Consider the following 21,597-nt stretch of genomic DNA (forward strand, 5'->3'; position numbering starts at 1 on the left):
ATGTACCACTACACCGAATTCGACGAAGCCTTCGTCCGCGAACGCGTGGCCCAGTTCCGCGCCCAGGTCGAGCGCCGCATCGACGGCAGCCTGACCGAGGACGAGTTCCGTCCCCTGCGCCTAATGAACGGCCTCTACCTCCAGCTTCACGCCTACATGCTGCGCGTGGCGATCCCCTATGGGACGCTCAACTCGCGGCAGATGCGCCAGTTGGCACTCATCGCCGACCGTTGGGACAAGGGTTATGGCCACTTCACCACGCGGCAGAACATCCAGTACAACTGGCCGAAGCTGCAGGACGTGCCAGACATGCTGGACGCGCTGGCAGACGTTGGCATGCACGCAATCCAGACCAGCGGGAACACCATACGCAACGTGACGGCAGACCATTTCGCGGGCGCTGCCGGCGACGAGATCGCCGACCCGCGCCCGGTGGCCGAGCTGATCCGGCAATGGTCTACGGACCACCCGGAATTCCAGTTCTTGCCCCGAAAGTTCAAGATCGCCGTCACCGGCAGCCCGAACGACCGCGCCGTCACGAAGGCGCACGACATCGGGCTGAGGATGGTGCGGAACGAGGTCGGCGTCGGCGGGTTCGAGGTCATCGTGGGCGGCGGTCTGGGCCGCACACCGATGATCGGCGAAGTCATCCGCGACTTCCTCCCGCAAGAGGACCTGCTGCCCTATCTCGAAGCCATCGTGAGCGTCTACAACCTGCTTGGTCGGCGCGACAACAAGTACAAGGCCCGCATCAAGATCACGGTTTCCGAGACCGGCATCGAGGAGTTCCGCGCACGGGTCGAGGACCAATTCGAACAATTGCGCGGCGAGTTCGGAGGCGCGGATCAGGAGCTTCTTGCCCGGATCGAACAATCCTTCGCCGCGCCCGAGTTCCGCACCGCGACGTTCGAAAACTTCAACGCCGCTCGTCTGGCGAACCCGGCCTTCCGGGCTTTCACCGACACCAACCTCGCGTCGCACCGGGCCGAGGGCTATTGCATCGTGACCGTCTCGCTGAAGGCCCACGGGGCGACGCCCGGCGATGCGACCTCGGATCAGATGCGCGTTCTCGCCGATCTGGCCGAAACCTACGGCCACGACGAGCTGCGCATAAGCCACGAGCAGAACGTCATCCTTCCGCACGTCCACAAGTCGGACCTACCCAAGGTTTACGCGACGCTGCGCGAAGCCGGACTGGCCACGGCGAACGTGGGTCTGATCTCGGACATCATCGCCTGCCCCGGCATGGATTACTGCGCGCTCGCCACCGCGCGGTCGATCCCGATCGCACAGGAGATCGCGACGCGCTTCGACGAGCTGAAGCTCGAGCACGAGATCGGGCCGCTCAAGATCAAGATCTCGGGCTGCATCAACGCCTGCGGCCACCACCACGTCGGCCACATCGGCATCCTCGGACTGGACCGTGCAGGCGTCGAGAACTACCAGATCACGCTCGGCGGCGATCACACCGAGACGGCAGTGATCGGCGAGCGCGCCGGGCCGGGTTTTCCGGCAGACGAGATCGTCCCGGCCATCGAGCGGCTCGTCGGCGCCTACCTCGAGAACCGCGAGGATGCGGGCGAGACCTTCCTCGCCGCCTATCGCCGCCTCGGGCCAGATCCGTTCAAGGCCGCGCTGTACCCCGAGAAGGAAACGGCCGATGCGGCCTGACGGAACCCTGCCGAGCCGGGTCATCGACCTGAACCGGTGCTATGCGCACCACTCGGCGGCGGACGTGCTGAAGCACGCTCTCACCGATCCGCAGGTCGGGCGCACGGCGCTCGTGTCGTCCTTCGGCGCCGAATCCGTCGTGCTCCTGCACATGGTGGCCGTCGCGAACCCGGCGACGCCGATCCTCTTTCTCGACACCGAGATGCTGTTCCCCGAAACGCTGGACTATCAGCAAAGCGTCGCGGAACGGCTGGGTCTGACCGACGTTCGCATCATCCGTCCCGACCCGGAGGAGGCAGCCGTTCGCGACCCGCAGGGACTCCTGCACCGGACCGACACAGACGCCTGCTGCGCGCTGCGCAAGACGGCGCCCCTCCACGAGGCGCTGAAGGGCTTCGACGCCTGGATCACCGGCCGCAAGCGCTATCAGGGCGGTCGGCGGACAGACCTCGAATTCTTCGAGGCCGAGCTTCGGGTGCGGATCAAGATCAACCCCCTGACCCACTGGGCGCCGGGCGACGTTCAGGAATACATGCTGAACAACCGCCTGCCCCGGCACCCCTTGGTGGCCCAGGGATATCCGTCCATCGGATGCGCGCCCTGCACGAGCAAGGTCGCCAAGGGCGAGGACCCGCGCGCCGGACGCTGGCGGGGTAGCGAGAAAGAGGAGTGCGGCATCCACTTCGTCAACGGCAAGGTCGTGCGCGGCCCCCTGCCCGCGCCGGTCGAGGAGCCGCAGAAAGAGGACATCATGGCGACAGAAGACACCGTCATCGTCACCGACACGGGCTTCGGACCGGAGGACTGGGCCCACGGTTTCGCCACGCCGAACACGCTTCCGGCAACTGCCGGAGCCGCCCTGGCGGTGGACCTTTCACCCGACGCCGACCTTTCGGTGCTCGACGGGCGGCTCGAGTCCATCGACATGATCCGCATCGACTTCCCCAGCTTCTCGGACGGTCGCGGCTTCACGCTGGCGCGCCGCCTGAGGCTCAAGGGCTTCCATGGCCGCCTTCGCGCCAAGGGCCATGTCATTGCGGATCAGTACGCGATGGCAAGGCGCTCGGGCTTCGACGAGGTCGAGATCGCGGCAGAGCTTGCCCGCCGCCAGACCGAAGACCAGTGGCTTGCCCGCGCGAACTGGAAGGCACACGACTACCAGGCTCGCCTGCGCGCCTGAGACGCCTTCTATTGACCCGCATCAAGGACTATGACGAGGGACGGTTCCAAGCAGGACCGGATGAATGAGATGACAGATCAGAGACCCGTGACCCAGACCGCCGCCAAGCCTGCGACCCTGCCCGACGCCCAGACCGTCACCGAGGTGAAGCACTGGACCGACCGCCTGTTCTCGTTCCGCGTGACGCGGCCGGCCAGCCTGCGTTTCCGCTCGGGCGAGTTCGTGATGATCGGCCTCCTCGGCGACAACGGCAAGCCGCTCCTGCGCGCCTACTCCATCGCCTCGCCCGCCTGGGACGACGAGTTGGAGTTCTATTCGATCAAGGTGCCGGACGGGCCGCTGACCTCGAAACTCCAGCACATCCAGCCCGGCGACGAGATCATCCTGAGGCCCAAGCCGGTCGGAACCCTCGTCCTCGACGCTCTCCTGCCAGGTCAGCGCCTCTGGTTCTTCGCCACCGGAACCGGCATCGCGCCCTTCGCGTCGCTGATGCGCGACCCTGACACCTACGCCCGCTACGACCAGATCGTGATGATGCACACCTGCCGCGACGTGGCCGAACTCGAATACGGCCACCAATTGGTCGATAGCATCCGACAGGACGAGATGCTGGCCGAGCTGATGGGCGAAGGCTTTGCCGACAAGCTGATCTACTATCCCACGACGACGCGCGAAGACAGTGACACCATGGGCCGGATCACCGACAACCTCGTCAGCGGCAAGGTCTTCGCCGATCTCGGCATTCCGCCCCTGTCGCCGGAAACCGACCGCGGCATGGTCTGCGGAAGCCTCGCCTTCAACACCGACATGAAGACGGTGCTGGAAGGCTTCGGGCTTGAGGAAGGCGCCAACAGCGATCCGCGTCACTACGTCGTCGAGAAGGCATTCGTCGGCGACGGCGTCTGACGGTCTCCCGGCGCAGACCGGGACCCTCTCGTCAGTCCAACGCCAAGGCCAGACGGATGTTGGCCAGAACCTCGTCGAGGTCGGCTCGACCCAGTTCGGCTGCCGCGAGATCGGCCTCGAAGGCGTCGCGTTCACTTTCGGACAAGGGGGACGCCTCAAGCAGATCGATAACGATCTCGCCGTTATAGGTCTCTGGCCTGAGCGCGGACATGCCCCAGGCGGCGCTGGCGAGCGCGCTGCCCCAGCTTCCGTTCCCCGTCACCTCGGCAGACGCAGACGGCATCTCGGCCGCAACGCTCTGCTCGACCGGCGCCCCATCCGCGTCCGGATCCCCGGCGGTGATGCCGAAGACGAAGGCGGCGACAGCCGCGAAACTCGATGCCCAGATAATATGCCCCATCCTGCATTCCTTCTTGAACGTCCGGAACACCCTCCCACGGCGTCCTCATGACAAGACGCGCGGACGCTGCCAACACCTCTCGCTCGGCGATGCGGAAATAGGCCGAAGCCGGCGCAACGTCACTGTGGCGATCGGCGGATTCTTGAAGGGCGGCAGGGGTTCGTGATGATTTCCAGACGGCTCGACATTTTTGCCACGGGGACAGGTCTGGTCCCACCGCCTGCGGGTGCTTTCCGCTCCCCTCCCGAATCCGGTTGAAAGACAGGGTTTCGACCTCTATGTTTTGCAGCCTGAAAACGTAACGAAACAAGGAACATCGACCATCGCTCGCAGACCGCATAACGCACCCCCGGTGCGTGACACCGGCCCCCGGATCAACGACCGTATCCGCGCGCCTGAAATCCGGCTCATCGGAGCCGAGGGAGAGAACGTCGGAGTCGTGACGCCCGCGCGCGCCATGGCCTTGGCCGAGGAGGCCGGACTGGACCTCGTCGAGATCTCTCCGAACGCCACTCCTCCCGTCTGCAAGATCATGGACTTCGGCAAGTTCAAGTACGAGACGCAGAAACGCGAGAGCGAGGCCCGGAAAAAGCAGAAGATCATCGAGGTCAAGGAAGTGAAGTTCCGTCCCAACACGGACATCCACGACTATGACGTCAAGATGCGGAACGTGACGCGCTTCCTCGAGGCGGGCGACAAGGTCAAGGTGACCCTGCGCTTCCGTGGCCGCGAAATGGCCCACCAGAACCTCGGACGCGACCTTCTGGAGCGCGTCGCGGCGGACGTTGACGGGCTGGGCAAGGTCGAGAACATGCCCAGGATGGAAGGCCGTCAGATGGTGATGATGATCGGGCCGTCTAAGTGACATCGACCTGAGCTGTCAGTCTGATGACAAAAGGCCCGGCTTTCGCCGGGCCTTTCGCATTCAATATGGCAATCGCCGTCAGTTCATCGCCATGCCGAGAAGCGGCGTGATCTGGCGAACGGTGGCGCGACGGTTAGCCCGCTCCGCGGATTCGGTCTGAACGCGAAGCTGCGATTCGCCGTAGCCTTGCGTGACCATGTTCTCCGGCGGCACGTCGAAGTACTCGGTCAGCGCGAGCGCCAGCGTTTCGGCCCGGCGGTCGGACAGCGCGAGGTTGTAGGTCGCGTCGCCCACGGCGTCGGTGTGACCTTCGATCAGGAAGACTTCACCCGGGCTCTCTTCGATGAGGTCCTTCATCGCGTTGCCCAGTTCCGACAGTTCTTCCGCCTGGTTGGGCAGGATCGCCGCCGAGCCGGACGCGAAGGTCACGGCATTGACGTCGATCTCGGGCGCAAGGGCGCGGACCTGTTCGATCTGCCGGATCTGACGAAGCGAGAACCTGCGGTCGAGGTTGTTGACCTCGGCGGCGGCAAGAGCCTCCCGCAATTGATCGGCGTTGTTCGCGTCGATTCCAGTCGCACGCTTCTCGATGGTCGGAAGCTCGGTCACGCGAACGGGCTCGAATTCGGTCGTATCGTCGAACAGCACGATCTGGCGGCCATCGGGCAGGATCCGCGCACGGCGCACGACCCGACCGTCAGCGGCGCGGATCGTCACGATTTGCGTCCCGTCATCACGGGTCACGGTGCTGCGCGTCGAGCCGTCGCTGAAGGTTTCGGTCTGCACCTCGGAACCAGGCTGACGCAGAAGCGCGTCGTCGTTTTTCAGGACGCGCAGGTCGCCCGATGGTTCCCGCAGCACAATCCGGTCACCGGAGTTCGAGACGACCTCGTCGCCGTTGTTCAGGATCGAGCCAACGGCCACGGCGCCCAAACCGATCAGAAGAGCCTTCTCGAAGTTCGAAAGCCCATCGTCGCCTCCGACCTCGGCTTGCGCGGACGCATCTCCCGTCGCAGTGGTCTGGAACTCTTCGGAAGACGACCGCGAGGTGTCTTCGGTCACTTCCTCGGTCTCGACGGTCACGTCAGCCGGGGCTTCCGCCGTCCCATCGGCAGCAGCGGCAGCCGCCGAAGGCGCTTCTTCGACCTCGACGATCTCTTCAACCGGGGCTTCGGGCTCGGTGGCGTCAATGCTTTCAACCGGGTCTTCGGTGGACGTGGCGACGTCGCCTTCGGCTTCAACAGACGGCTCTGTGTCGGTCGCCGTCATTTCGCCACCCGCGACTGGCTGCTCGGCTTCGACCTCAGAAGTCGGCTCGGCCTCTGCAGTTGTCTCGGTTTCGACGTCGGGGGCCGGCTCGGACTCTGCGGTTGTCTCGGTTTCGACGTCGGGGGCCGGCTCGGCCTCTGCAGTTGTCTCGGCTTCGACAGGCTGTTCGGCCTCGGTTTCAGCGACCGCGCCTTCATCGGCGGGAGCCTCTTCTGTAGCTTCAGGCGCTTCGACGACGTTCGCGCCAGTGTCTTCCTCGATGGTCGACCCTTCGTTCGCCTGTTCTTCGGTCGGCGGGACAGCGGAGTCGGCTGTGGTGTCGGTCGAGATGGTGCCGTCAGCCGTGCCTTCTTGCGGCTGGGCAGCGGTGTCAGCTTCGGCAGTTGTATCGGCCTGGAGCGCCGCCTCGCCTTCGGTGACAGCAGGCTCTTCGGTCACGACATCGACCGGCGCGGCTTCCTCGGCGGGCTGATCGCCTGCCGCCGCTTCGGACTCGGCATTCGGTTGCGACTGGCGATTGGCGAGAACCTGTTGTCCGATTTCGGACTCCACATCGACCTTCACCAGGCCTTCGGTCGTCACGCACGGCACCGGGGTCTCGGCATCACAGGCTGCCAGACCGTCGGTCGGGCGCTGGACGACCAGGAATCCGTCTTCCGAGACGCAAGGCGCGTCAGGCGCGTCGCCGTCGCACATTTCAAGCCCGGCTTCGGCCGCAAGCTGCTGCGTAAGGCCGCCCGGCACATTCTGCGCAATCAGCGCATTCGGCGCGACCAACGCGACGCAGGCCATCAGGGCTGTGGTGTTTTTCAGCGAAACCATTGAATTCACTCCAATCCTTTGAGTGCTCTTTGCAGAGCGTCGTCACCATAACGCGTGGAGGGTAAAGCTGTTCCGGAGCGATGTCCCCACGCGGCGGAGATCCGCATTGCCATTGCCGCCGGTTAGGGACCACCTTAGCTGAATACCCCAATCGCCCTGACGGAGGACCGACATGAACGCGCACGACCGCCTGAAGCCGAAGGATGCGCCATCTCTCGCCCGCTTTGACTGGGCCGATCCGTTCCTTCTCGAGGATCAGCTCGACGAGGACGAAAGGATGCTCCGCGATGCCGCGCGGGCCTTCGCAGCCGACCGCCTGTCGCCTCGTGTGCGCGCGGCCTATGCCGAGGAACGCGTAGAGCCCGAGATCTTCGCCGAGATGGGGGAAGCGGGACTTCTGGGCGTGACATTGCCCGAGGATCTTGGCGGCCTGGGCGCGGGATACGTCACCTATGGCCTCGTCGCGCGGGAAATCGAACGCGTCGACTCGGGCTATCGCTCGATGATGTCCGTCCAGTCGTCTCTCGTGATGTATCCGATCTACGCCTATGGGACCGACGAACAGCGCCAGAAGTTCCTGCCCGGCCTCGCCGCCGGCAGCCTCATCGGCTGCTTCGGACTGACCGAACCCGATGCCGGCTCCGACCCGGCGGGCATGAAGACCGTGGCGAAGAAAACCGAGGGCGGATACGTCCTCAACGGCGCCAAGATGTGGATTTCGAACAGTCCCATCGCGGATGTTTTCGTGATCTGGGCCAAGTCCGAAGCCCACGACAATGCAATTCGCGGCTTCGTTCTGGAAAAGGGGGCCAAGGGGCTTTCTGCCCCCAAGATCACCGGCAAGCAGTCCCTGAGGGCCAGCGTGACGGGCGAGATCGTCATGGACAACGTTGAAGTTGGCGAGGATGCCCTCTTGCCGAACGTCGAAGGACTCAAGGGTCCGTTCGGCTGCCTCAACCGCGCGCGCTACGGGATCGCGTGGGGCGTCATGGGCGCGGCCGAGTTCTGCTGGCAGGCCGCCCGGCAATACGGGCTCGACCGGAAGCAGTTCGGCAAGCCGATCGCGGGCACGCAGCTCTTCCAGAAAAAGCTCGCGGACATGCAGACCGAGATCTCCCTCGGCCTTCAGGCGGCGCTACGGGTCGGCCGTCTGATGGACGAGGGTCGCGCCGCACCCGAGATGATCTCTCTCATCAAGCGCAACAACTGCGGCAAGGCGCTCGACATCGCGCGCATGGCCCGCGACATGCACGGCGGAAACGGAATCTCGGAGGAATACCAGGTCATCCGGCACGTCATGAACCTTGAGACGGTGAACACCTACGAGGGTACACACGACATCCACGCCCTGATCCTTGGCCGCGCGCAGACCGGACTCCAGGCGTTCTTCTAGGTCATTGACCCCCACATCAGGGACAACCGGGGCGCCGCAGCGGTCCGGTTGCCCCGAACGAAACAGTCTGCCCCCATCACGCCCATATCCTTGCCGAGTCGCACGGACCACGTCTATGGTGACCCTCGTGTTGTGAGGACGAGTGAATGGTGGCGGGGGCTGCTATCTCCACCGATCTGTCGGATTCCGAGTGGCTGCATGCGCTCAGGGAGATCGGCGAGAGGGAGGGATATTACACATCTCTAGGGGACGACCATGCGGCGGTGTTCATTGAACAATCGCACGACGTCCTTTTCGTGTCTTTCGAGACCCTCTTCACGATCCGGTCGGTCAGCGACACCGGCATGCCGCTGGCCTTCGACATGGCCGCGCGCAAGGGCTGGTCGCACCTGACGCTGATCGCCACGAGGCAGGACTGGTTTCGCGACCGCCGCCTTTTCAGCTACTTCGACGGACTGGTGGACCACGGGTTCTTCGAGAACTTCGACCGCGTCATCTTCTACGGTGCAGGCATGTGTGGCTATGCCGCCGCAGCCTTCTCGGTCGCAGCGCCCGGATCGACGGCGCTCCTCGTCTCGCCCCAGGCCACGCTCGATCGCCGCCTGACGGGCTGGGACGACCGCTTTCCGTCGACGCGCCGGCTCGAGTTCCGCTCGCGCTACGGCTACGCCCCCGACATGATAGAGGCGGCCGAGGCGGCCTATGTCCTCTTCGACCCCGAAGAGACCGAGGACGCGATGCACGCAAGCCTCTTCCGCGGACCGAATGTGCATCACTTCCGCTATCGCAGGGGGCGCGCCGGGGCCATCGAGAGCGACCTGCGCACCTTGTCCCTGATTTCGAAGCTGTCCGACCACGCGTCGCGCGGCACCTTGGACTTCGCCACCCTGGCCCACGAGATGCGGAAGCGGCGGCGGCATGTGCCTTATCTGCGTGCGCTCCTGTCGCGCGTCCTGGCCGAGGATCGGCCGCGCCTGACCGCGCGCCTCTGCCGGGCCGTTCTTGCGGAACAGCCCATCCCGCGCTTCAAGCATCACCTCGAAGCCGCCGAACGGCGCATCGCCGCTGGCAACGGGCACAGCCAAGATCCGGTCGACGACGAGGACGAGACCGCGGACAGCCCTCAGGTGTCGTAGTCCGGCGTGCGCGCCGCCCTGACCCGATCCCGCACCCTCGGCAGCACCACGCCGATGCAGCCGCCCAGGGCCAGCGGAACCGCGTGCGGCACGGCAAGGACCCACGACATCACCGCCGCCACCAGAAGGCACAGCGCCAGCGAGAGCGCCCGCGCCTCGGCTGGATCGAACGGAGGATCGTCCGGCAAAAGCAGCCCCGACAGAAGCGACGTGACCTGAGGTTCCGCCCGGTCGGCGGCCCATCCCGCGAACAGGCCCAGCAAGAACGTGACGAGCATCCGGTCCTCCTCCTCTTTTCTCCAGTCTACACCCATTCTCTGCGCCGTGCAGCGCCTCTGGCCCCTCTCGAAGGGTTGGGCTAGAGGGAACCCATGACGGACCGCCTGACCCTCCGCCGCCCCGACGACTGGCACCTCCATCTGCGTGACGGAGCCATGCTGGACGGCGTTCTGCCCTGGTCGGCGCGCCACTTCGCCCGCGCCATCGTCATGCCGAACCTCGTGCCGCCCGTCGTCACAGGACGCGACGCCGCGGCCTATCGCGACCGCATCCTGAACGCGCTGCCCGAGGGCATGACCTTCGAGCCGCTGATGACGCTCTACCTGACCGAGGACACCGACCCCGCCGACGTGGCGAAGGCGGCGGAGACGGGTCTCGTGAAGGCGGTCAAGCTCTACCCCGCCGGCGCCACGACCAACTCGGCCTCGGGCGTCCGTGACTTCGACCGGGTGCGCCCCGTGCTGGAGCGCATGGCCGCGACCGGATTGCCGCTTTGCGTCCACGGCGAGGTGACGCGTCCCGAGATCGACATCTTCGACCGCGAGGCCGTCTTCATCGACGAGGTGCTCGACCCGATCCGCCGCGCGACGCCCGGTCTGCGGGTCGTGATGGAGCACATCACCACCTCCGAGGCGGCGGCCTATGCCGCCAGTGGAGGCGACGACTTGGCCGCGACGATCACCGTCCAGCACCTGATGCTCGACCGGAACGACATGCTTGTCGGCGGCCTGCGTCCGCACTTCTACTGTCTGCCCATCCTCAAGCGCGGCACCCATCGCCCAAAGCTGCTCGAGGCGGCGACGAGCGGCAGTCCGCGCTTCTTCCTCGGGACCGACAGCGCCCCGCACCCGACCGACCGCAAGGAAGCCGAGTGCTGCGCGGCGGGCTGCTTCACCGCTCCCGTGGCCCTGTCCTGCCTCGCCGAGGTCTTCGACGAGGCGGGTGCGCTGGACCGGCTCGAGGCTTTCGTGTCCGAGAACGGCGCGCGTTTCTACGGCCTGCCCCGGAACGAGGGCACGGTCACGCTGGAGAAGGGCGATCCGCTGGAGATCCCGGTGGCGGTCGAGACCGGCGCGGGTTCCGTCACGGTCTTCGATCCGGGCCGTCCGCTGCACTGGCGGGTGGTGTGACTTGCGTATTTGGAACAAGATGAAGAGGCAGGCGCGATGATCCCCAGCAGTTTCCCCGAGAAGGACGAGATCGCCCGGCTGACGGCGAAGATGCTTCTGGAGATCGGCGCGGTCCACTTCAACGCCGAGACGCCCTTCACGCTCGCCTCCGGCCTGCCTTCGCCCACCTATATCGACTGCCGGAAGCTCATCTCGTACCCCCGCATCCGCTCGACGCTTATGGACTTTCTTGCGGTCACCGTGATGCGCGACGCGGGTTTCGAGGCCTTCGACAACGTCGCGGGCGGGGAAACGGCGGGCATTCCTTTCGCCGCCATGGTGGCCGAGCGGCTGGCCTTACCGATGACCTATGTGCGCAAAAAGCCAAAGGGATACGGCCGCAACGCGCGCATCGAAGGCGTGATGACCGAAGGCCAGCGCGTCCTCCTGATCGAGGACCTGACGACCGATGGCGGCTCGAAGCTGTCTTTCGTCGACGCGATCCGCGAGACGGGCGCCACATGCGGGCACACCGCAGTCATCTTCTATTACGGCATCTTCCCCGAGACGATGGACACCCTCGCCGGCCACGGCATCGCCCTTCATCACCTCTGCACCTGGTGGGACGTGCTGGAAGCGGCGCGGGCGGGAGAGCGGTTCGATGAAGCGACGCTGAAGGAGGTCGAGACCTTCCTGCGCGCTCCCCGCGCCTGGCAGGAAGCGCGCAAGTCTTAAGCCGCTTTTGGCGCACCAGATGTTGACGCGAGGCAGCCGATGCCCGCAAGATGAGCCCGCACAACTCTGTCCACAGGCTGTCCACAGGATATCCAGATGGCGCGGACGTTCCGGGCGGCGTAGGACGGCTGCGGGACAGGGCAAAAAGAATCGAGAGGGGCAGCAATGAGCGAAGTCGCTCAAATCAGGCGCGCGGACGAGCAGGCCGGGGACGAGGCCGTTCCGCATAACATCGAGGCCGAGCAACAACTGCTCGGCGCGATCCTCACGAACAACGAGATCTACGACCGCGTCGCGAACATCATCAGCGAAGTGCATTTCTACGATCCGGTCCACGCGCGCATCTACGAGATCGCCGCAAGCCGCATCGCGAAGAACGCGCTCGCTTCGCCGGTCACGCTGAAGGCGTTCCTCGAAGACGATCCCGGCCTCCAGGAGCTTGGCGGCCCAAGCTATCTTGCCCGCCTCGCCGGTGCGGCGATCTCGTCCTTCGCGGCGCGCGATTACGCGCAGATGATCTATGAGCTGGCGATCCGCCGAAAGCTCATGGACCTTGGCCGCGACATCGTCTCGAAGGCCCGCAAGGTCGATGTGGCGAACGACCCCAAGGAGCAGATCGTTGAGGCCGAGCAGGCGCTCTACAAGCTGGGCGAACAGGGCACGTCCACGTCAGGCTTCGTGTCGTTCCTCAAGGCCGTCACGGATGCCGTGAACATCGCCAACGCCGCCTACCAGCGCGAGGGCGGCCTCGCCGGCATCTCGACCGGCCTGGTCGACATGGACAAGAAGCTCGGAGGTCTTCACAAGTCCGACCTTTTGATCCTGGCTGGCCGACCCTCGATGGGAAAGACGTCGCTCGCCACCAACATCGCCTTCAATATCGCCAAGGCTTATCGCAAAGGCACCCGGCCGGACGGCTCTGAAGGCGCCGTGGACGGCGGAGTTGTGGGCTTCTACTCTCTCGAGATGTCGGCGGAACAGCTTGCGGCCCGGATTCTTTCGGAAGCCGCCGAGGTGCCCTCCGAGCAGATCCGCCGCGGTGACATGACCGAAACCGAGTTCCGCCGCTTCGTCGAGGCCGCCAAGGCGCTGGAGGCCTGCCCGCTTTACATCGACGACACGCCTGCCCTTCCCATCAGCCAGCTCGCCGCCCGCGCGCGGCGCCTGAAGCGCGAACATGGGCTGGACGTGCTGATCGTCGACTACCTCCAGCTGGTTCGTCCGGCGACCGCGAAGGACAGTCGCGTGAACGAGGTGTCCGAGATCACGCAAGGCCTGAAGGCCATCGCAAAGGAACTGGATATTCCGGTGATCGCGCTGTCCCAGCTCTCGCGCCAGGTCGAAAACCGCGAGGACAAGAGACCCCAACTCTCCGATCTTCGCGAGTCTGGCTCGATCGAGCAGGACGCCGACGTCGTGATGTTCGTGTTCCGCGAAGAGTACTACAAGGAACGCGAGAAGCCGGGCGACCACGAACTCGAGAAGATCGCGGTCTGGCAGGAGGAGATGGAACGTCTCCACGGCCGCGCCGAGATCGTCATCGGCAAGCAGCGGCACGGCCCCATCGGCACGATCGAGCTTTCCTTCGAAGGCCGCTTCACCCGCTTCGGCAACCTCGTGAAGCCCTGGCAGCAGGCGGGCGGTGACGAGGGGTTCTGAGACCCCGCTTCAGGGCGCGACGGTGGCCGGTGGAAGATCGTCCAGCGGAGTGGGATCGACGAGGACGACTTCGGCCGCCTTGCCGTCTTCGGCTGGGACTTCCTCGACGACCTCGTCCTCTTCTTCCTCTTCCGTGCCCGAGATGAAGATCCCCAGGCCGGCCAGGGTCGGAATATGCTCCGAGAAGACGCGGACGGCGATCAGCGCGGGGACGGCCACGAACATCCCGATGACAGACCAGGCCCATCCCCAGAAGGCGACGGCGATGAACACGATCACGGCGTTCAGCTTCAGGCTTCGTCCCACCGCGTAGGGCGTGATCAACTGTCCCTCGAGCGTCGTCAGGAACAGGTACGAGCCCGCCGCCAGTGTCGCCTGCCCGACCGTATCGAACGAGATGAGACCGATGGCGAAGGTCATGGCCACCCCGGCGATCGCGCCGAGGTAGGGAATGAAGTTCAGAAGAAAGGCCGCAACACCGAACAGAAGCGGGTTCGGCATCCCCACCCACCACAGAACCAGTCCGACCCCGATACCGAGACAGGCATTGATGATGGTGATGGTCAGGAAGTAGCGCGACAGCTTCTTCTCGATGTCGTAGGCGATCTGGATCGCGCGCTTCTTGTCGCGAAAGGTCGGGCTGGCCTGGACGAGCTTCTGGTAGAACATGTCGCCAGACGCTGTCAGGAAGAACAGCAGGACGAAGGTGAAGATCGCCTGACCGACCACGACCGGCGCGCTGTAAAGTGTCGCAGTGACAAGGTCAGGACCGTTCTGGACGACGACCGTCTCTTCCGTCGGATCCGCGTCGTCCATCGTGGCCATTTCGGTGACCTGGTCCGTCGCTTCGGCGACCTTCTCGATCGCGTTGGACACGCCGCGCAGCTTCTGCTCGACGTCCATGGCGATGGCGCGGGAATTCTCGGCATAGTCCGCCACGGGCCCCGAGAGGAAGTAGACCAGCGACGACAGGCTGACCACGAGGAGGCTCACCACGACAGTTGCGGTGATGACGGGAGACACGCCGCGACGCTGAAGAACGCGGCGGATGGGGCTGACCGTGATCGACAGCAGGAAAGCCATGAAGACCGGCATCAGGAACGACCGGGCAACGACAATGGCGGTAACTGTCGCGAGCAGTGCTAGTGTCACCAGGGCCCAGTTCGCGTACTTGTTAGGAGAAATTTGCAACTTCTGACCCCGTTGTTACGTGCTGAACGCGCGATGCAGGTTTGCGTTCCAGAGTGGGAAGCAGGATCGCGGGCGGTCAAGCCTCGACATTTCCCGCCAATCGTTCATCATCGGAATATGCGCTGGCGCCTCGGCCTCATCCTCTGCCTCGCCGCCCTGCCTCTGTGGGCCCAGGCCGTCGAGGTCGACGTCGAATTGTCGCTCATGGTCGACGTCTCGCGCAGCATGGGACCGGAAGAGCTTGAGATACAGCGGCGTGGCTATGCCGCAGCCATAGCATCCGACGAGGTCGTCAAGGTCATCGAAAACAGCTATACTGGTCGGATCGCCATTACCTATGTCGAATGGGCCGGACGCTACCTTCAGCGCGTCGTGGTGCCCTGGACGGTGATCGACGGGCGCGAGGCGGCCGAGGCCGTGGCACGGCAACTGACGGCGGACTTCGACTTTTCGATGCGGCGGACCTCGATCTCCGGCGCGATCGAATATGCGCACTTCGACATCGAGACCAACGATTTCGAGGGACTGCGGCGCGTCATCGACCTCTCCGGCGACGGGCCCAACAACGACGGGGTGCCGGTGACGGAAGCGCGCGACGCGGCGGTCGGGGCGGGTATCGTCATCAACGGTCTTCCGCTGATGACCGAGGACTCGACCTCCCGGTGGGGGATCGACGATCTGGACGTCTATTACCAGACCTGTGTGATCGGCGGTCCCGGCGCCTTTGTCATCCCGGTCCTCGAATGGGGCGACTTCCCCATGGCCGTACGCCGGAAACTCGTGCTCGAACTCGCGGGTCCGCCCGAGGTGGTGCTGGCGGCGCGGACCGGACGCACGCCTGACGGCTACGACTGTCTGGTGGGCGAAAAGCTGAGACGCGAAAGGGACCGGATCTGGGGCGAACCCTAGGTCCGTTCCAGGAAGGTCAACCAGGTGTCTCCGTAGCGCCGCGCATCGCGTCGGATGAAGCCCGCAGGCGCGTCCTGCTCGCTCCTCTCCTCCCAGGCAATCAGCGCGCCGGGCGCGATCCAGCCGCCCTCATCCGCCGACGCCAGCGCCGCCTGGCCCAGATCCTTGCCATAGGGCGGGTCGAGAAAGACGAGCGTCGCAGCGGGGCCTTCGACGGGCCCAAGCCGCGTCGCATCGCGCTTCAGAACCCGGACAAGGTCGGAAGCGCGGGCGCGGGCGATATTGGCGTCGAGAAGTTTCAGCGCCGGACGCCTGGATTCGACGAAGGCGACCTGGTCCGCGCCCCGCGACAAGGCCTCGAGACCGAGGGCGCCAGTGCCGGCAAACAGGTCGAGGACGATGGCGCCCGGCACCGGCCGGCCCAGCCGTCCGCCCTCCAGCAGGTTGAAGAGGCTTTCGCGCACCCGGTCCGACGTGGGCCTCAGATGCGCAGCGGCGTCCCCTTCGCCGACCGGCGCGAGGCCAAGCCCGCGCATCCGGCCGCCGATGATCCTCATCCTTTCAGCAGCGCCTTGAGGTTGGTCGAAGCGTCGGCGACCGCCTCGGGATCGACTGTCCGCCCCATTTCGAGAAGACGCTTGCCCACCATGTAGTCCCGCGCCGCGTCGATGGCGTCGACCGCGAGAAGGCGGCCGTCCTTGAAGTACCAGTGCGACCGTCCGCCCTCGCCCTCGCGCACCACGATCCGGTCATATCCCGTCCCCAGCCCCGCGATCTGGAGCTTGAGGTCGTACTGGTCCGACCAAAACCAGGGATGGGGGACATAAGGTACATTCGCCCCCAGCATGTTCCGCGCCACCGCCTGCGCCTGGTCGATGGCGTTCTGGACCGACTCGAGTCGCATCCGCCCGCCCTTGTAAGGAAACGACGCGCAGTCCCCCGCCGCCCAGACATGAGGGGCCGAGGTGCGGCCCATCTCATCGACCGCGATCCCGTTGTCGCAGAAGATCCCTGCCGCTTCGGCGAGGGCGGTATCGGGTCGGATACCGGTTCCCACGATGGCGAAATCGATCTCGAGAACGCTGCCGTCCGTCAGTTCCGCCCCGTTGACGTGCCCCTCGCCCGTCAGGCGCACCAGTCCGCATCCTTCCAGGATCCGGACTCCATGCGCCTCATGCTCGGCGCGGATGACGTCCGAAGTCTCGGGTGCGGCGACACGGCTCAGGATGCGCGGGGACATTTCGACCACGGTCACCGACAGCCCCAGCTTTGACGCGACCGCCGCGGCCTCGAGCCCGATGTAGCCGCCGCCGACGACGAGCACACGCGCGCCAGGTGAGACACGCGTCTTCATCCGGTCGATGTCCGCAAGCGACCGCACGGTGAAGACGCCGTCGAGCGCACCACCGATGGCCGCGGGCAGGCGGTTCGGGACCGACCCCGTGCAAAGCGCCAGTTCGTCATAGCCAAGCGTCTCGTTGCCCGCCGTCACCGTCTGGGTCGCCGTGTCGATACCCGTCACCGGGGTGCCCAGACGCATCTCGATCTTCCACTCCTCGTAGATCGCGGCAGGACGCAGATAGAGCCGCTCCTGTTCCACCTCTCCCATGAGATAAGCCTTCGAAAGCGGAGGCCGCTCGTAGGGCAGAACCGGCTCGGCTCCGAGAACCATGACGCGCCCCTCGTAGCCTTCGGACCGCAGGGTCTGCGCCAGCGTCGATCCCGCCTGTCCGCCGCCCACGATGAGAATGCCCGTCATGCCACGTCGCCTCTGGTCGTCCCTCTCCGCCCGATTATATGCTGGCCGGGACGAAGGCAAACGACAGAGGCAGGAACATGGCGATCAAAGTCGGGGACAAGCTCCCCTCGGCGAAGGTTTTGCATCAGAAGGACGACACGGTCGCCGAGATCGACATCGCCGAACGGGCAAGCGGCCGGAGGATGGTTCTCTTCGGCCTGCCCGGGGCCTATACCGCGACCTGCTCGGCCGCCCATCTGCCCAGCTTCATCCGCACCGCGCAGGCCTTCCGCGACAAGGGCGTGGACGAAATCGTCTGCGTGGCCGTCAACGACGTTCGCGTCATGTCGCACTGGGGCAAGTCCTCCGGCGCCGAGGAGGCGGGCATCACCATGCTGGCCGACTGGGATTCCGAGCTGACGAAAGCGCTCGGTCTTCAGTTCAGCGTGCCTGCCATCGGGTTCAAGGACCGGATGCAGCGCTGCGCCATGCTGGTCGAGGACGGCGTCGTGAAGGTGCTCCAACTCGAAGAAAAGGTCGGGGCCTGCGACTTGACGGCGGGCGAGACGCTGCTCGAGAAGATCTAGGAGCCCGCGTCCGCTCGCAGCACGGTCCGCGTCGGGAAGGGGATGTCGATGCCGTTCGCGTCGAACGCCTCTTTCACCGCGCGCTTCATGTCGGCCTGGTACTGGAAGTAGTCCGTCGCCGGCACCCAGCACCGCACAAGGAAATCGACCGAGAAATCGCCCAGGTTGTTGACCTGGAGGAACGGCGCGGGCTCGGACAGCGAGCGCGGATCCGAGAAGATCGTGTCGCGGATGATCTGCTCGGCCGCCTTGAGATCGGCGTCATAGCTGACGCCGAAGATCCACTCGGCCCGGCGCTTGTCGTAGACCGAATAGTTCTTGATCGTGTTCGACCAGACCTCGGTGTTGGGAATGATGACCTGAACGTTGTCCAGCGTCGCAAGCTCTGTGGTGAAGATCGAGATGTCCTTCACCGTCCCGGTATGGCCGTTCACCTCGACGAAGTCGCCCAGCTTGATCGGCCTGAACACCACCAGCATCACGCCTGACGCGACACCGCCAAGCACGCCCTGAAGCGCCAGTCCGATCGCAAGCCCGGCGGCGCCGAGAAGCGCCACGAGCGAGGCGGTCTGGAAGCCGAACTGCTGGAGGACGAAGATCAGCGTCAGCGCGAGGATCGCGTAGCGCGCGAGGTTCGCCAGGAACCCGCCCATGGTCTTGTCGATGTGCCGAGAACGGTCGGTCAGCCGGACGATCCGCTTGCGAGCGAAACCCGCGATCACGAAACCCGCGATCAGAATGATCGCCGCCAGCACGACCTGCCCGACCGCGCCCAGAAGGAACTGAAGTGTCAGAAGCTCGCCCACGGTCGTCTCGCCGATCCTGAACGCCATCAGCTCTTCGACGTAATTCATTGACCGAGCTTGCCGATGCGCAGCGCCAGGTCGACATCGAGCGACGTCAGGCCCTTGGCATCGTGTGTGGTAAGAATGACTTCTACCCGATTGTAGACGTTGGTCCATTCGGGATGGTGGTTCATGGACTCGGCGATCAGGGCGACCCGGTTCATCCAGCCCCAGGCCTCGTTGAAGTCGCGGAAGCGGAAATTGCGGCGAATGGCGTCGCGGCCTTCCGTTGCCTCCCACCCAAGATCCGCCAGTTCGGAAAGTGCCGCGTCCCGCGCGGCGCCCGTCAGTCGCTCGGCCATGTGCCCATCCATTCTGTGCGGCTTCAAGAAAGAGGACTAAGGTCCGGAAGGTCAACCCGAAGGGTCAGTCGGTCTCGTCCACTGTGACTTTCCGGAAAGGGCCGAAACCGGTCAGCACTTCGATATCCTCGTCCACCGCCCGCCGCTCGGCCACGAGGTAATCTTCGACCGCGCGCGAGAAGCCCTCGTCCGCGATCCAGTGCAGCGAATGGATCGGCACGGGCAGATAGCCCCGCGCCAGCTTGTGCTCGCCCTGCGCGCCGGCCTCGACCGTGCCGAGACCCTGAGCGATGGCCCAGTCGATGGCCTGGTAATAGCAGAGTTCGAAGTGCAGGCAGTCGTGGTGCTCGACCGCGCCCCAGTAGCGACCCAGAAGCCTGTCCCGCCCGATGAAGTTGAGCGCCCCGGCAACGGGACGCCCGTCGCGGACGGCGAGGACAAGGAGGATGTCGTCGCGCAGACGCTCGTGGGCGATGTCGAAGAAGCTGCGCGTCAGGTAGGGCGTGCCCCACTTCCGCGCTCCGGTGTCCTGATAGAAGTGCCAGAAGGCGTCCCAATGCTCTGGCTGGATGGCGTCGCCGGTCAGCGCCACGATGTCTCCGCCAAAAGACTGCGCTGTCTGGCGCTCCTTGCGGATCGTCTTCCGCTTGCGGGACGACAACGCCGCAAGGAAGTCGTCGAACGACCCATAGCCGTCGTTATGCCAGTGATACTGCTGGGTTACGCGGTGAAGCAAACCCATCTTTGCCCCACGCTCGGCTTGGTCCTCGGTGCAGAATGTGGCGTGGACAGACGACAGCCGGTTCTGCGTCGCGATGTGAAGCGCGCCCTGGACGAGGGCCTCGAAGCCCGTCGCCTCGAAACCCGGACGGACCAGGAAGCGGCGGCCCGTGACCGGCGTGAACGGGACGGCGATCTGAAGCTTGGGGTAATAACGTCCCCCCGCCCTCTCCCAGGCATGGGCCCAGTTGTGATCGAAGATGTATTCGCCCTGGCTGTGACCCTTGGCATAGAGCGGCGCGACCGCGATGACCTCCTCGTCTTCGCGCACCACAAGGTGCCGCGGCTCCCAGCCCGAGCCCGGCCCGACAGAGCGGCTGTCCTCCAGCGCCTTCAGAAAGCGGTGTGTCGTGAAGGGGTCGTCGGGCCGTCCCCCGTCGGCGGCCTCGGGACAAGCGCAGGCGTCCCAGTCCCCGGGGTCGATGGCCGAGATCGAGGACAGGGCCGAAATGTCGAGAGTGGTGTCGGTCACGCTCTCCAAGGTGAGCCCGGGCAGAGGGAATTCAAGTCGCCCGCTCCGGGAGATAGCCCTCGAAGGTCACGTTATCGGCAATGCGCCTCGCCGCCGTCTCCTCGTCGGTCGAGCGGATCGTCCAGCACAGGATGGCCGCACCCTGCGCCTTGAGGCCCGCCACGCGAGGCGACGACAGGTCACGATGTCCGTGACTGATGAACGACGCGCCGACGCGGTCGTAGTCGGCGATGGCCGACAGCTCGGACAGACGTGTCTCAGGCACCGGCCAGTCACCGGGGCGGAACGCTTCGGTCGTCAGCCCGCGCGGCACGTCCGGGCAAAGCTCGGCCAGCGCCGCGACGCTGTGGGGGTTGAACGACATCAGGGCGAGGTCGCCGTCGTAGCCCTCGACCGCGCGGGCCACAGCCTGTTCCAGCGAACCGACATCCGGGCCGAGCCCTCCGTCCTGATCCTTGACCTCGACCAGAAGCGGCACCCGCCCGCGGACAAGGTCCAGCACCTGAGGCAGGGTCGGAATGCGGTCTTCGCCGCCAGTGAGCACGAGCGCTGTAAGCACGTCCGCCGGATGTTCCCTGACCATGCCCTCCCGCCCGGTGAGCCGCTCGAGGTCGTAATCGTGAAAGACCATCGCTTCGCCGTCCGCCGAAAGCTGGACGTCGAGCTCGATGCCCCAGCCACCCTCGACCGCCGCGCGGAATGCGGCGGGCGAATTCTCGATCCGCCCCGCGGCGCGGTCGTGAAGGCCACGGTGCGCTATGGGGATGCGCCGGAATGAGTCAGGCAGGGCGGGCGTCATGCGAGCTGAAAGATCGCCTCGACCTCGACGGCGACGCCGAGCGGCAGCGATGCGACCGAGACGGCCGACCGCGCGTGGCGGCCCTTTTCGCCGAGGATGTCGACCAGCAGGTCCGAGCATCCGTTGACGACTTTCGGCTGCTCGGTGAAGTCGGGCGTCGAGTTGACGAAACCCGTCAGCTTGACCGCACGTCCGAGACGCGAAAAGTCGCCGCCCACGGCCTTGCCGAGCTGCGCGAGAAGCGACAGCGCGCAACGCTCTGCCGCCTTGGCACCTGCGGCCGTATCCATGTCGGCGCCGAGCTTGCCCTTGATGAGAGCGCCGTCCGCATCCATCGAGATTTGGCCGGAAACGAAGACCAGGTCCCCCGAGATGACGAACGGCACATAGTTGGCAGCTGGAGCCGGGGTTTCGGGCAACGACAGGCCCTTTGCGTCAAGCTTGGCGGTGATGTCCATCTGGCAGCCTCCTGCATCCATTTCGCCGCCACCTTCCAGAGGCCGCGCCGGCTCTGCAACATGTTTTATCTTTCGGGGGCTTTTCACGGCAC

The 21,597-nt window shown here is 65.3% G+C and carries 22 protein-coding genes and 1 pseudogene; 12 read left to right on the forward strand and 11 right to left on the reverse strand.

Annotation, left to right across the window (positions count from 1 at the left end; all coding sequences use genetic code 11):
- The 4 genes and pseudogenes from EF888_RS16485 (at nt 1) to EF888_RS16495 (ending at nt 3,757) form a co-directional block, all read left to right on the forward strand.
- Nucleotides 1–1,671, forward strand: a complete 1,671-nt coding sequence (locus EF888_RS16485) for a nitrite/sulfite reductase (RefSeq protein ID WP_109759775.1) — start codon at nt 1–3, stop codon at nt 1,669–1,671.
- Nucleotides 1,661–2,380 (forward strand): annotated as a pseudogene (locus tag EF888_RS22320) (phosphoadenylyl-sulfate reductase); the annotation flags it as partial. The gene EF888_RS16485 and the pseudogene EF888_RS22320, both read left to right, overlap by 11 nt.
- A gap of 42 nt (nt 2,381–2,422) precedes the next feature.
- Complete coding sequence (locus tag EF888_RS22695) at nt 2,423–2,851, forward strand: DUF934 domain-containing protein (protein WP_170121487.1); 429 nt, start codon at nt 2,423–2,425, stop codon at nt 2,849–2,851.
- A 69-nt stretch (nt 2,852–2,920) separates the two neighbouring features.
- Complete coding sequence (locus EF888_RS16495; RefSeq protein ID WP_109759930.1) at nt 2,921–3,757, forward strand: ferredoxin--NADP reductase; 837 nt, start codon at nt 2,921–2,923, stop codon at nt 3,755–3,757.
- 31 nt (nt 3,758–3,788) lie between these two features.
- On the opposite strand, the gene EF888_RS16500 is transcribed toward EF888_RS16495, so the two are convergent.
- Nucleotides 3,789–4,157: a hypothetical protein gene (locus EF888_RS16500; RefSeq protein WP_109759773.1), complete on the reverse strand. Its 369-nt coding sequence runs from the start codon at nt 4,155–4,157 to the stop codon at nt 3,789–3,791.
- A 352-nt stretch (nt 4,158–4,509) separates the two neighbouring features.
- On the opposite strand from EF888_RS16500, the gene infC reads away from it, so the two are divergent.
- Nucleotides 4,510–5,022, forward strand: a complete 513-nt coding sequence (gene infC, locus EF888_RS16505) for a translation initiation factor IF-3 (RefSeq protein WP_241239702.1) — start codon at nt 4,510–4,512, stop codon at nt 5,020–5,022.
- Between the two features lie 78 nt (nt 5,023–5,100).
- Here the strand turns inward: infC and EF888_RS16510 are convergent, their stop codons facing one another.
- Nucleotides 5,101–7,113: an OmpA family protein gene (locus EF888_RS16510; RefSeq protein ID WP_241239703.1), complete on the reverse strand. Its 2,013-nt coding sequence runs from the start codon at nt 7,111–7,113 to the stop codon at nt 5,101–5,103.
- A 172-nt stretch (nt 7,114–7,285) separates the two neighbouring features.
- On the opposite strand from EF888_RS16510, the gene EF888_RS16515 reads away from it, so the two are divergent.
- Together EF888_RS16515 and EF888_RS16520 are read left to right on the forward strand one after the other, a co-directional pair.
- On the forward strand, nt 7,286–8,506 hold the full coding sequence (locus EF888_RS16515) for an acyl-CoA dehydrogenase (RefSeq protein ID WP_109759772.1): 1,221 nt from the start codon (nt 7,286–7,288) through the stop codon (nt 8,504–8,506).
- A gap of 149 nt (nt 8,507–8,655) precedes the next feature.
- Nucleotides 8,656–9,642: a phosphoadenosine phosphosulfate reductase gene (locus EF888_RS16520; RefSeq protein ID WP_206508349.1), complete on the forward strand. Its 987-nt coding sequence runs from the start codon at nt 8,656–8,658 to the stop codon at nt 9,640–9,642.
- Here the strand turns inward: EF888_RS16520 and EF888_RS16525 are convergent.
- Nucleotides 9,630–9,920: a hypothetical protein gene (locus tag EF888_RS16525; RefSeq protein WP_109759770.1), complete on the reverse strand. Its 291-nt coding sequence runs from the start codon at nt 9,918–9,920 to the stop codon at nt 9,630–9,632. The two genes, EF888_RS16520 and EF888_RS16525, sit on opposite strands and share 13 nt — an antisense overlap.
- 93 nt (nt 9,921–10,013) lie before the next feature.
- Between EF888_RS16525 and pyrC the strand changes: the two genes are divergently transcribed.
- The 3 genes from pyrC (at nt 10,014) to EF888_RS16540 (ending at nt 13,424) form a co-directional block, all read left to right on the forward strand.
- Nucleotides 10,014–11,051: a dihydroorotase gene (gene pyrC / locus EF888_RS16530; protein WP_109759769.1), complete on the forward strand. Its 1,038-nt coding sequence runs from the start codon at nt 10,014–10,016 to the stop codon at nt 11,049–11,051.
- Between the two features lie 36 nt (nt 11,052–11,087).
- A complete protein-coding gene (locus EF888_RS16535; RefSeq protein WP_109759768.1) occupies nt 11,088–11,765 on the forward strand; it encodes an orotate phosphoribosyltransferase in 678 nt (225 codons plus the stop codon).
- Nucleotides 11,766–11,930: 165 nt separating this feature from the next.
- A complete protein-coding gene (locus EF888_RS16540; protein WP_109759767.1) occupies nt 11,931–13,424 on the forward strand; it encodes a replicative DNA helicase in 1,494 nt (497 codons plus the stop codon).
- Between the two features lie 9 nt (nt 13,425–13,433).
- Here EF888_RS16540 and EF888_RS16545 read toward each other — a convergent pair whose 3' ends face one another.
- Nucleotides 13,434–14,576: an AI-2E family transporter gene (locus EF888_RS16545; RefSeq protein WP_241239704.1), complete on the reverse strand. Its 1,143-nt coding sequence runs from the start codon at nt 14,574–14,576 to the stop codon at nt 13,434–13,436.
- Between the two features lie 156 nt (nt 14,577–14,732).
- Between EF888_RS16545 and EF888_RS16550 the strand changes: the two genes are divergently transcribed.
- A complete protein-coding gene (locus tag EF888_RS16550; RefSeq protein WP_109759766.1) occupies nt 14,733–15,524 on the forward strand; it encodes a DUF1194 domain-containing protein in 792 nt (263 codons plus the stop codon).
- Here EF888_RS16550 and rsmD read toward each other — a convergent pair.
- Together rsmD and EF888_RS16560 are read right to left on the reverse strand one after the other, a co-directional pair.
- Nucleotides 15,521–16,081 carry a 16S rRNA (guanine(966)-N(2))-methyltransferase RsmD gene (gene rsmD, locus EF888_RS16555; protein WP_109759765.1) on the reverse strand — a complete coding sequence of 187 codons (561 nt, stop codon included), beginning with the start codon at nt 16,079–16,081 and terminating at the stop codon, nt 15,521–15,523. The two genes, EF888_RS16550 and rsmD, sit on opposite strands and share 4 nt — an antisense overlap.
- Nucleotides 16,078–17,283, reverse strand: a complete 1,206-nt coding sequence (locus EF888_RS16560) for an NAD(P)/FAD-dependent oxidoreductase (protein ID WP_109759764.1) — start codon at nt 17,281–17,283, stop codon at nt 16,078–16,080. The genes rsmD and EF888_RS16560 overlap by 4 nt, the downstream gene beginning before the upstream one ends.
- Nucleotides 17,284–17,360: 77 nt before the next feature.
- Between EF888_RS16560 and EF888_RS16565 the strand changes: the two genes are divergently transcribed.
- Entirely contained in the window at nt 17,361–17,849 is a 489-nt protein-coding gene (locus EF888_RS16565; RefSeq protein WP_109759763.1) for a peroxiredoxin, read from the forward strand.
- Here the strand turns inward: EF888_RS16565 and EF888_RS16570 are convergent.
- The 5 genes from EF888_RS16570 to EF888_RS16590 form a co-directional block, all read right to left on the reverse strand.
- Complete coding sequence (locus EF888_RS16570) at nt 17,846–18,703, reverse strand: mechanosensitive ion channel family protein (protein WP_109759762.1); 858 nt, start codon at nt 18,701–18,703, stop codon at nt 17,846–17,848. The two genes, EF888_RS16565 and EF888_RS16570, sit on opposite strands and share 4 nt — an antisense overlap.
- Nucleotides 18,700–18,996 (reverse strand): 4a-hydroxytetrahydrobiopterin dehydratase, encoded by a 297-nt coding sequence (locus EF888_RS16575; RefSeq protein WP_109759761.1) that lies wholly within the window; start codon nt 18,994–18,996, stop codon nt 18,700–18,702. Before EF888_RS16575 ends, EF888_RS16570 begins: the two co-directional genes overlap by 4 nt.
- A gap of 64 nt (nt 18,997–19,060) precedes the next feature.
- Nucleotides 19,061–20,248 (reverse strand): GNAT family N-acetyltransferase, encoded by a 1,188-nt coding sequence (locus tag EF888_RS16580; RefSeq protein ID WP_109759926.1) that lies wholly within the window; start codon nt 20,246–20,248, stop codon nt 19,061–19,063.
- 31 nt (nt 20,249–20,279) lie between these two features.
- Nucleotides 20,280–21,047 (reverse strand): glycerophosphodiester phosphodiesterase family protein, encoded by a 768-nt coding sequence (locus EF888_RS16585; protein ID WP_109759760.1) that lies wholly within the window; start codon nt 21,045–21,047, stop codon nt 20,280–20,282.
- Complete coding sequence (locus EF888_RS16590) at nt 21,044–21,505, reverse strand: RidA family protein (protein ID WP_109759759.1); 462 nt, start codon at nt 21,503–21,505, stop codon at nt 21,044–21,046. The genes EF888_RS16585 and EF888_RS16590 overlap by 4 nt, the downstream gene beginning before the upstream one ends.
- Between the last annotated feature and the right edge of the window lie 92 nt (nt 21,506–21,597).

Source organism: Silicimonas algicola (genome assembly GCF_003970735.1).
In the GTDB taxonomy this organism is placed as follows: Bacteria; Pseudomonadota; Alphaproteobacteria; order Rhodobacterales; family Rhodobacteraceae; genus Silicimonas; species Silicimonas algicola.

Coding starts and splice junctions, on each gene's coding strand:
- EF888_RS16485 (WP_109759775.1), top strand. CDS start 1: ATGTACCACTACACCGAATTCGACGAAGCCTTCGTCCGCGAACGCGTG.
- EF888_RS22695 (WP_170121487.1), top strand. CDS start 2,423: ATGGCGACAGAAGACACCGTCATCGTCACCGACACGGGCTTCGGACCG.
- EF888_RS16495 (WP_109759930.1), top strand. CDS start 2,921: ATGACAGATCAGAGACCCGTGACCCAGACCGCCGCCAAGCCTGCGACC.
- EF888_RS16500 (WP_109759773.1), bottom strand. CDS start 4,157: ATGGGGCATATTATCTGGGCATCGAGTTTCGCGGCTGTCGCCGCCTTC.
- EF888_RS16510 (WP_241239703.1), bottom strand. CDS start 7,113: ATGGTTTCGCTGAAAAACACCACAGCCCTGATGGCCTGCGTCGCGTTG.
- EF888_RS16515 (WP_109759772.1), top strand. CDS start 7,286: ATGAACGCGCACGACCGCCTGAAGCCGAAGGATGCGCCATCTCTCGCC.
- EF888_RS16525 (WP_109759770.1), bottom strand. CDS start 9,920: ATGCTCGTCACGTTCTTGCTGGGCCTGTTCGCGGGATGGGCCGCCGAC.
- pyrC (WP_109759769.1), top strand. CDS start 10,014: ATGACGGACCGCCTGACCCTCCGCCGCCCCGACGACTGGCACCTCCAT.
- EF888_RS16535 (WP_109759768.1), top strand. CDS start 11,088: ATGATCCCCAGCAGTTTCCCCGAGAAGGACGAGATCGCCCGGCTGACG.
- EF888_RS16540 (WP_109759767.1), top strand. CDS start 11,931: ATGAGCGAAGTCGCTCAAATCAGGCGCGCGGACGAGCAGGCCGGGGAC.
- EF888_RS16550 (WP_109759766.1), top strand. CDS start 14,733: ATGCGCTGGCGCCTCGGCCTCATCCTCTGCCTCGCCGCCCTGCCTCTG.
- rsmD (WP_109759765.1), bottom strand. CDS start 16,081: ATGAGGATCATCGGCGGCCGGATGCGCGGGCTTGGCCTCGCGCCGGTC.
- EF888_RS16560 (WP_109759764.1), bottom strand. CDS start 17,283: ATGACGGGCATTCTCATCGTGGGCGGCGGACAGGCGGGATCGACGCTG.
- EF888_RS16565 (WP_109759763.1), top strand. CDS start 17,361: ATGGCGATCAAAGTCGGGGACAAGCTCCCCTCGGCGAAGGTTTTGCAT.
- EF888_RS16570 (WP_109759762.1), bottom strand. CDS start 18,703: ATGAATTACGTCGAAGAGCTGATGGCGTTCAGGATCGGCGAGACGACC.
- EF888_RS16575 (WP_109759761.1), bottom strand. CDS start 18,996: ATGGCCGAGCGACTGACGGGCGCCGCGCGGGACGCGGCACTTTCCGAA.
- EF888_RS16585 (WP_109759760.1), bottom strand. CDS start 21,047: ATGACGCCCGCCCTGCCTGACTCATTCCGGCGCATCCCCATAGCGCAC.
- EF888_RS16590 (WP_109759759.1), bottom strand. CDS start 21,505: ATGGACATCACCGCCAAGCTTGACGCAAAGGGCCTGTCGTTGCCCGAA.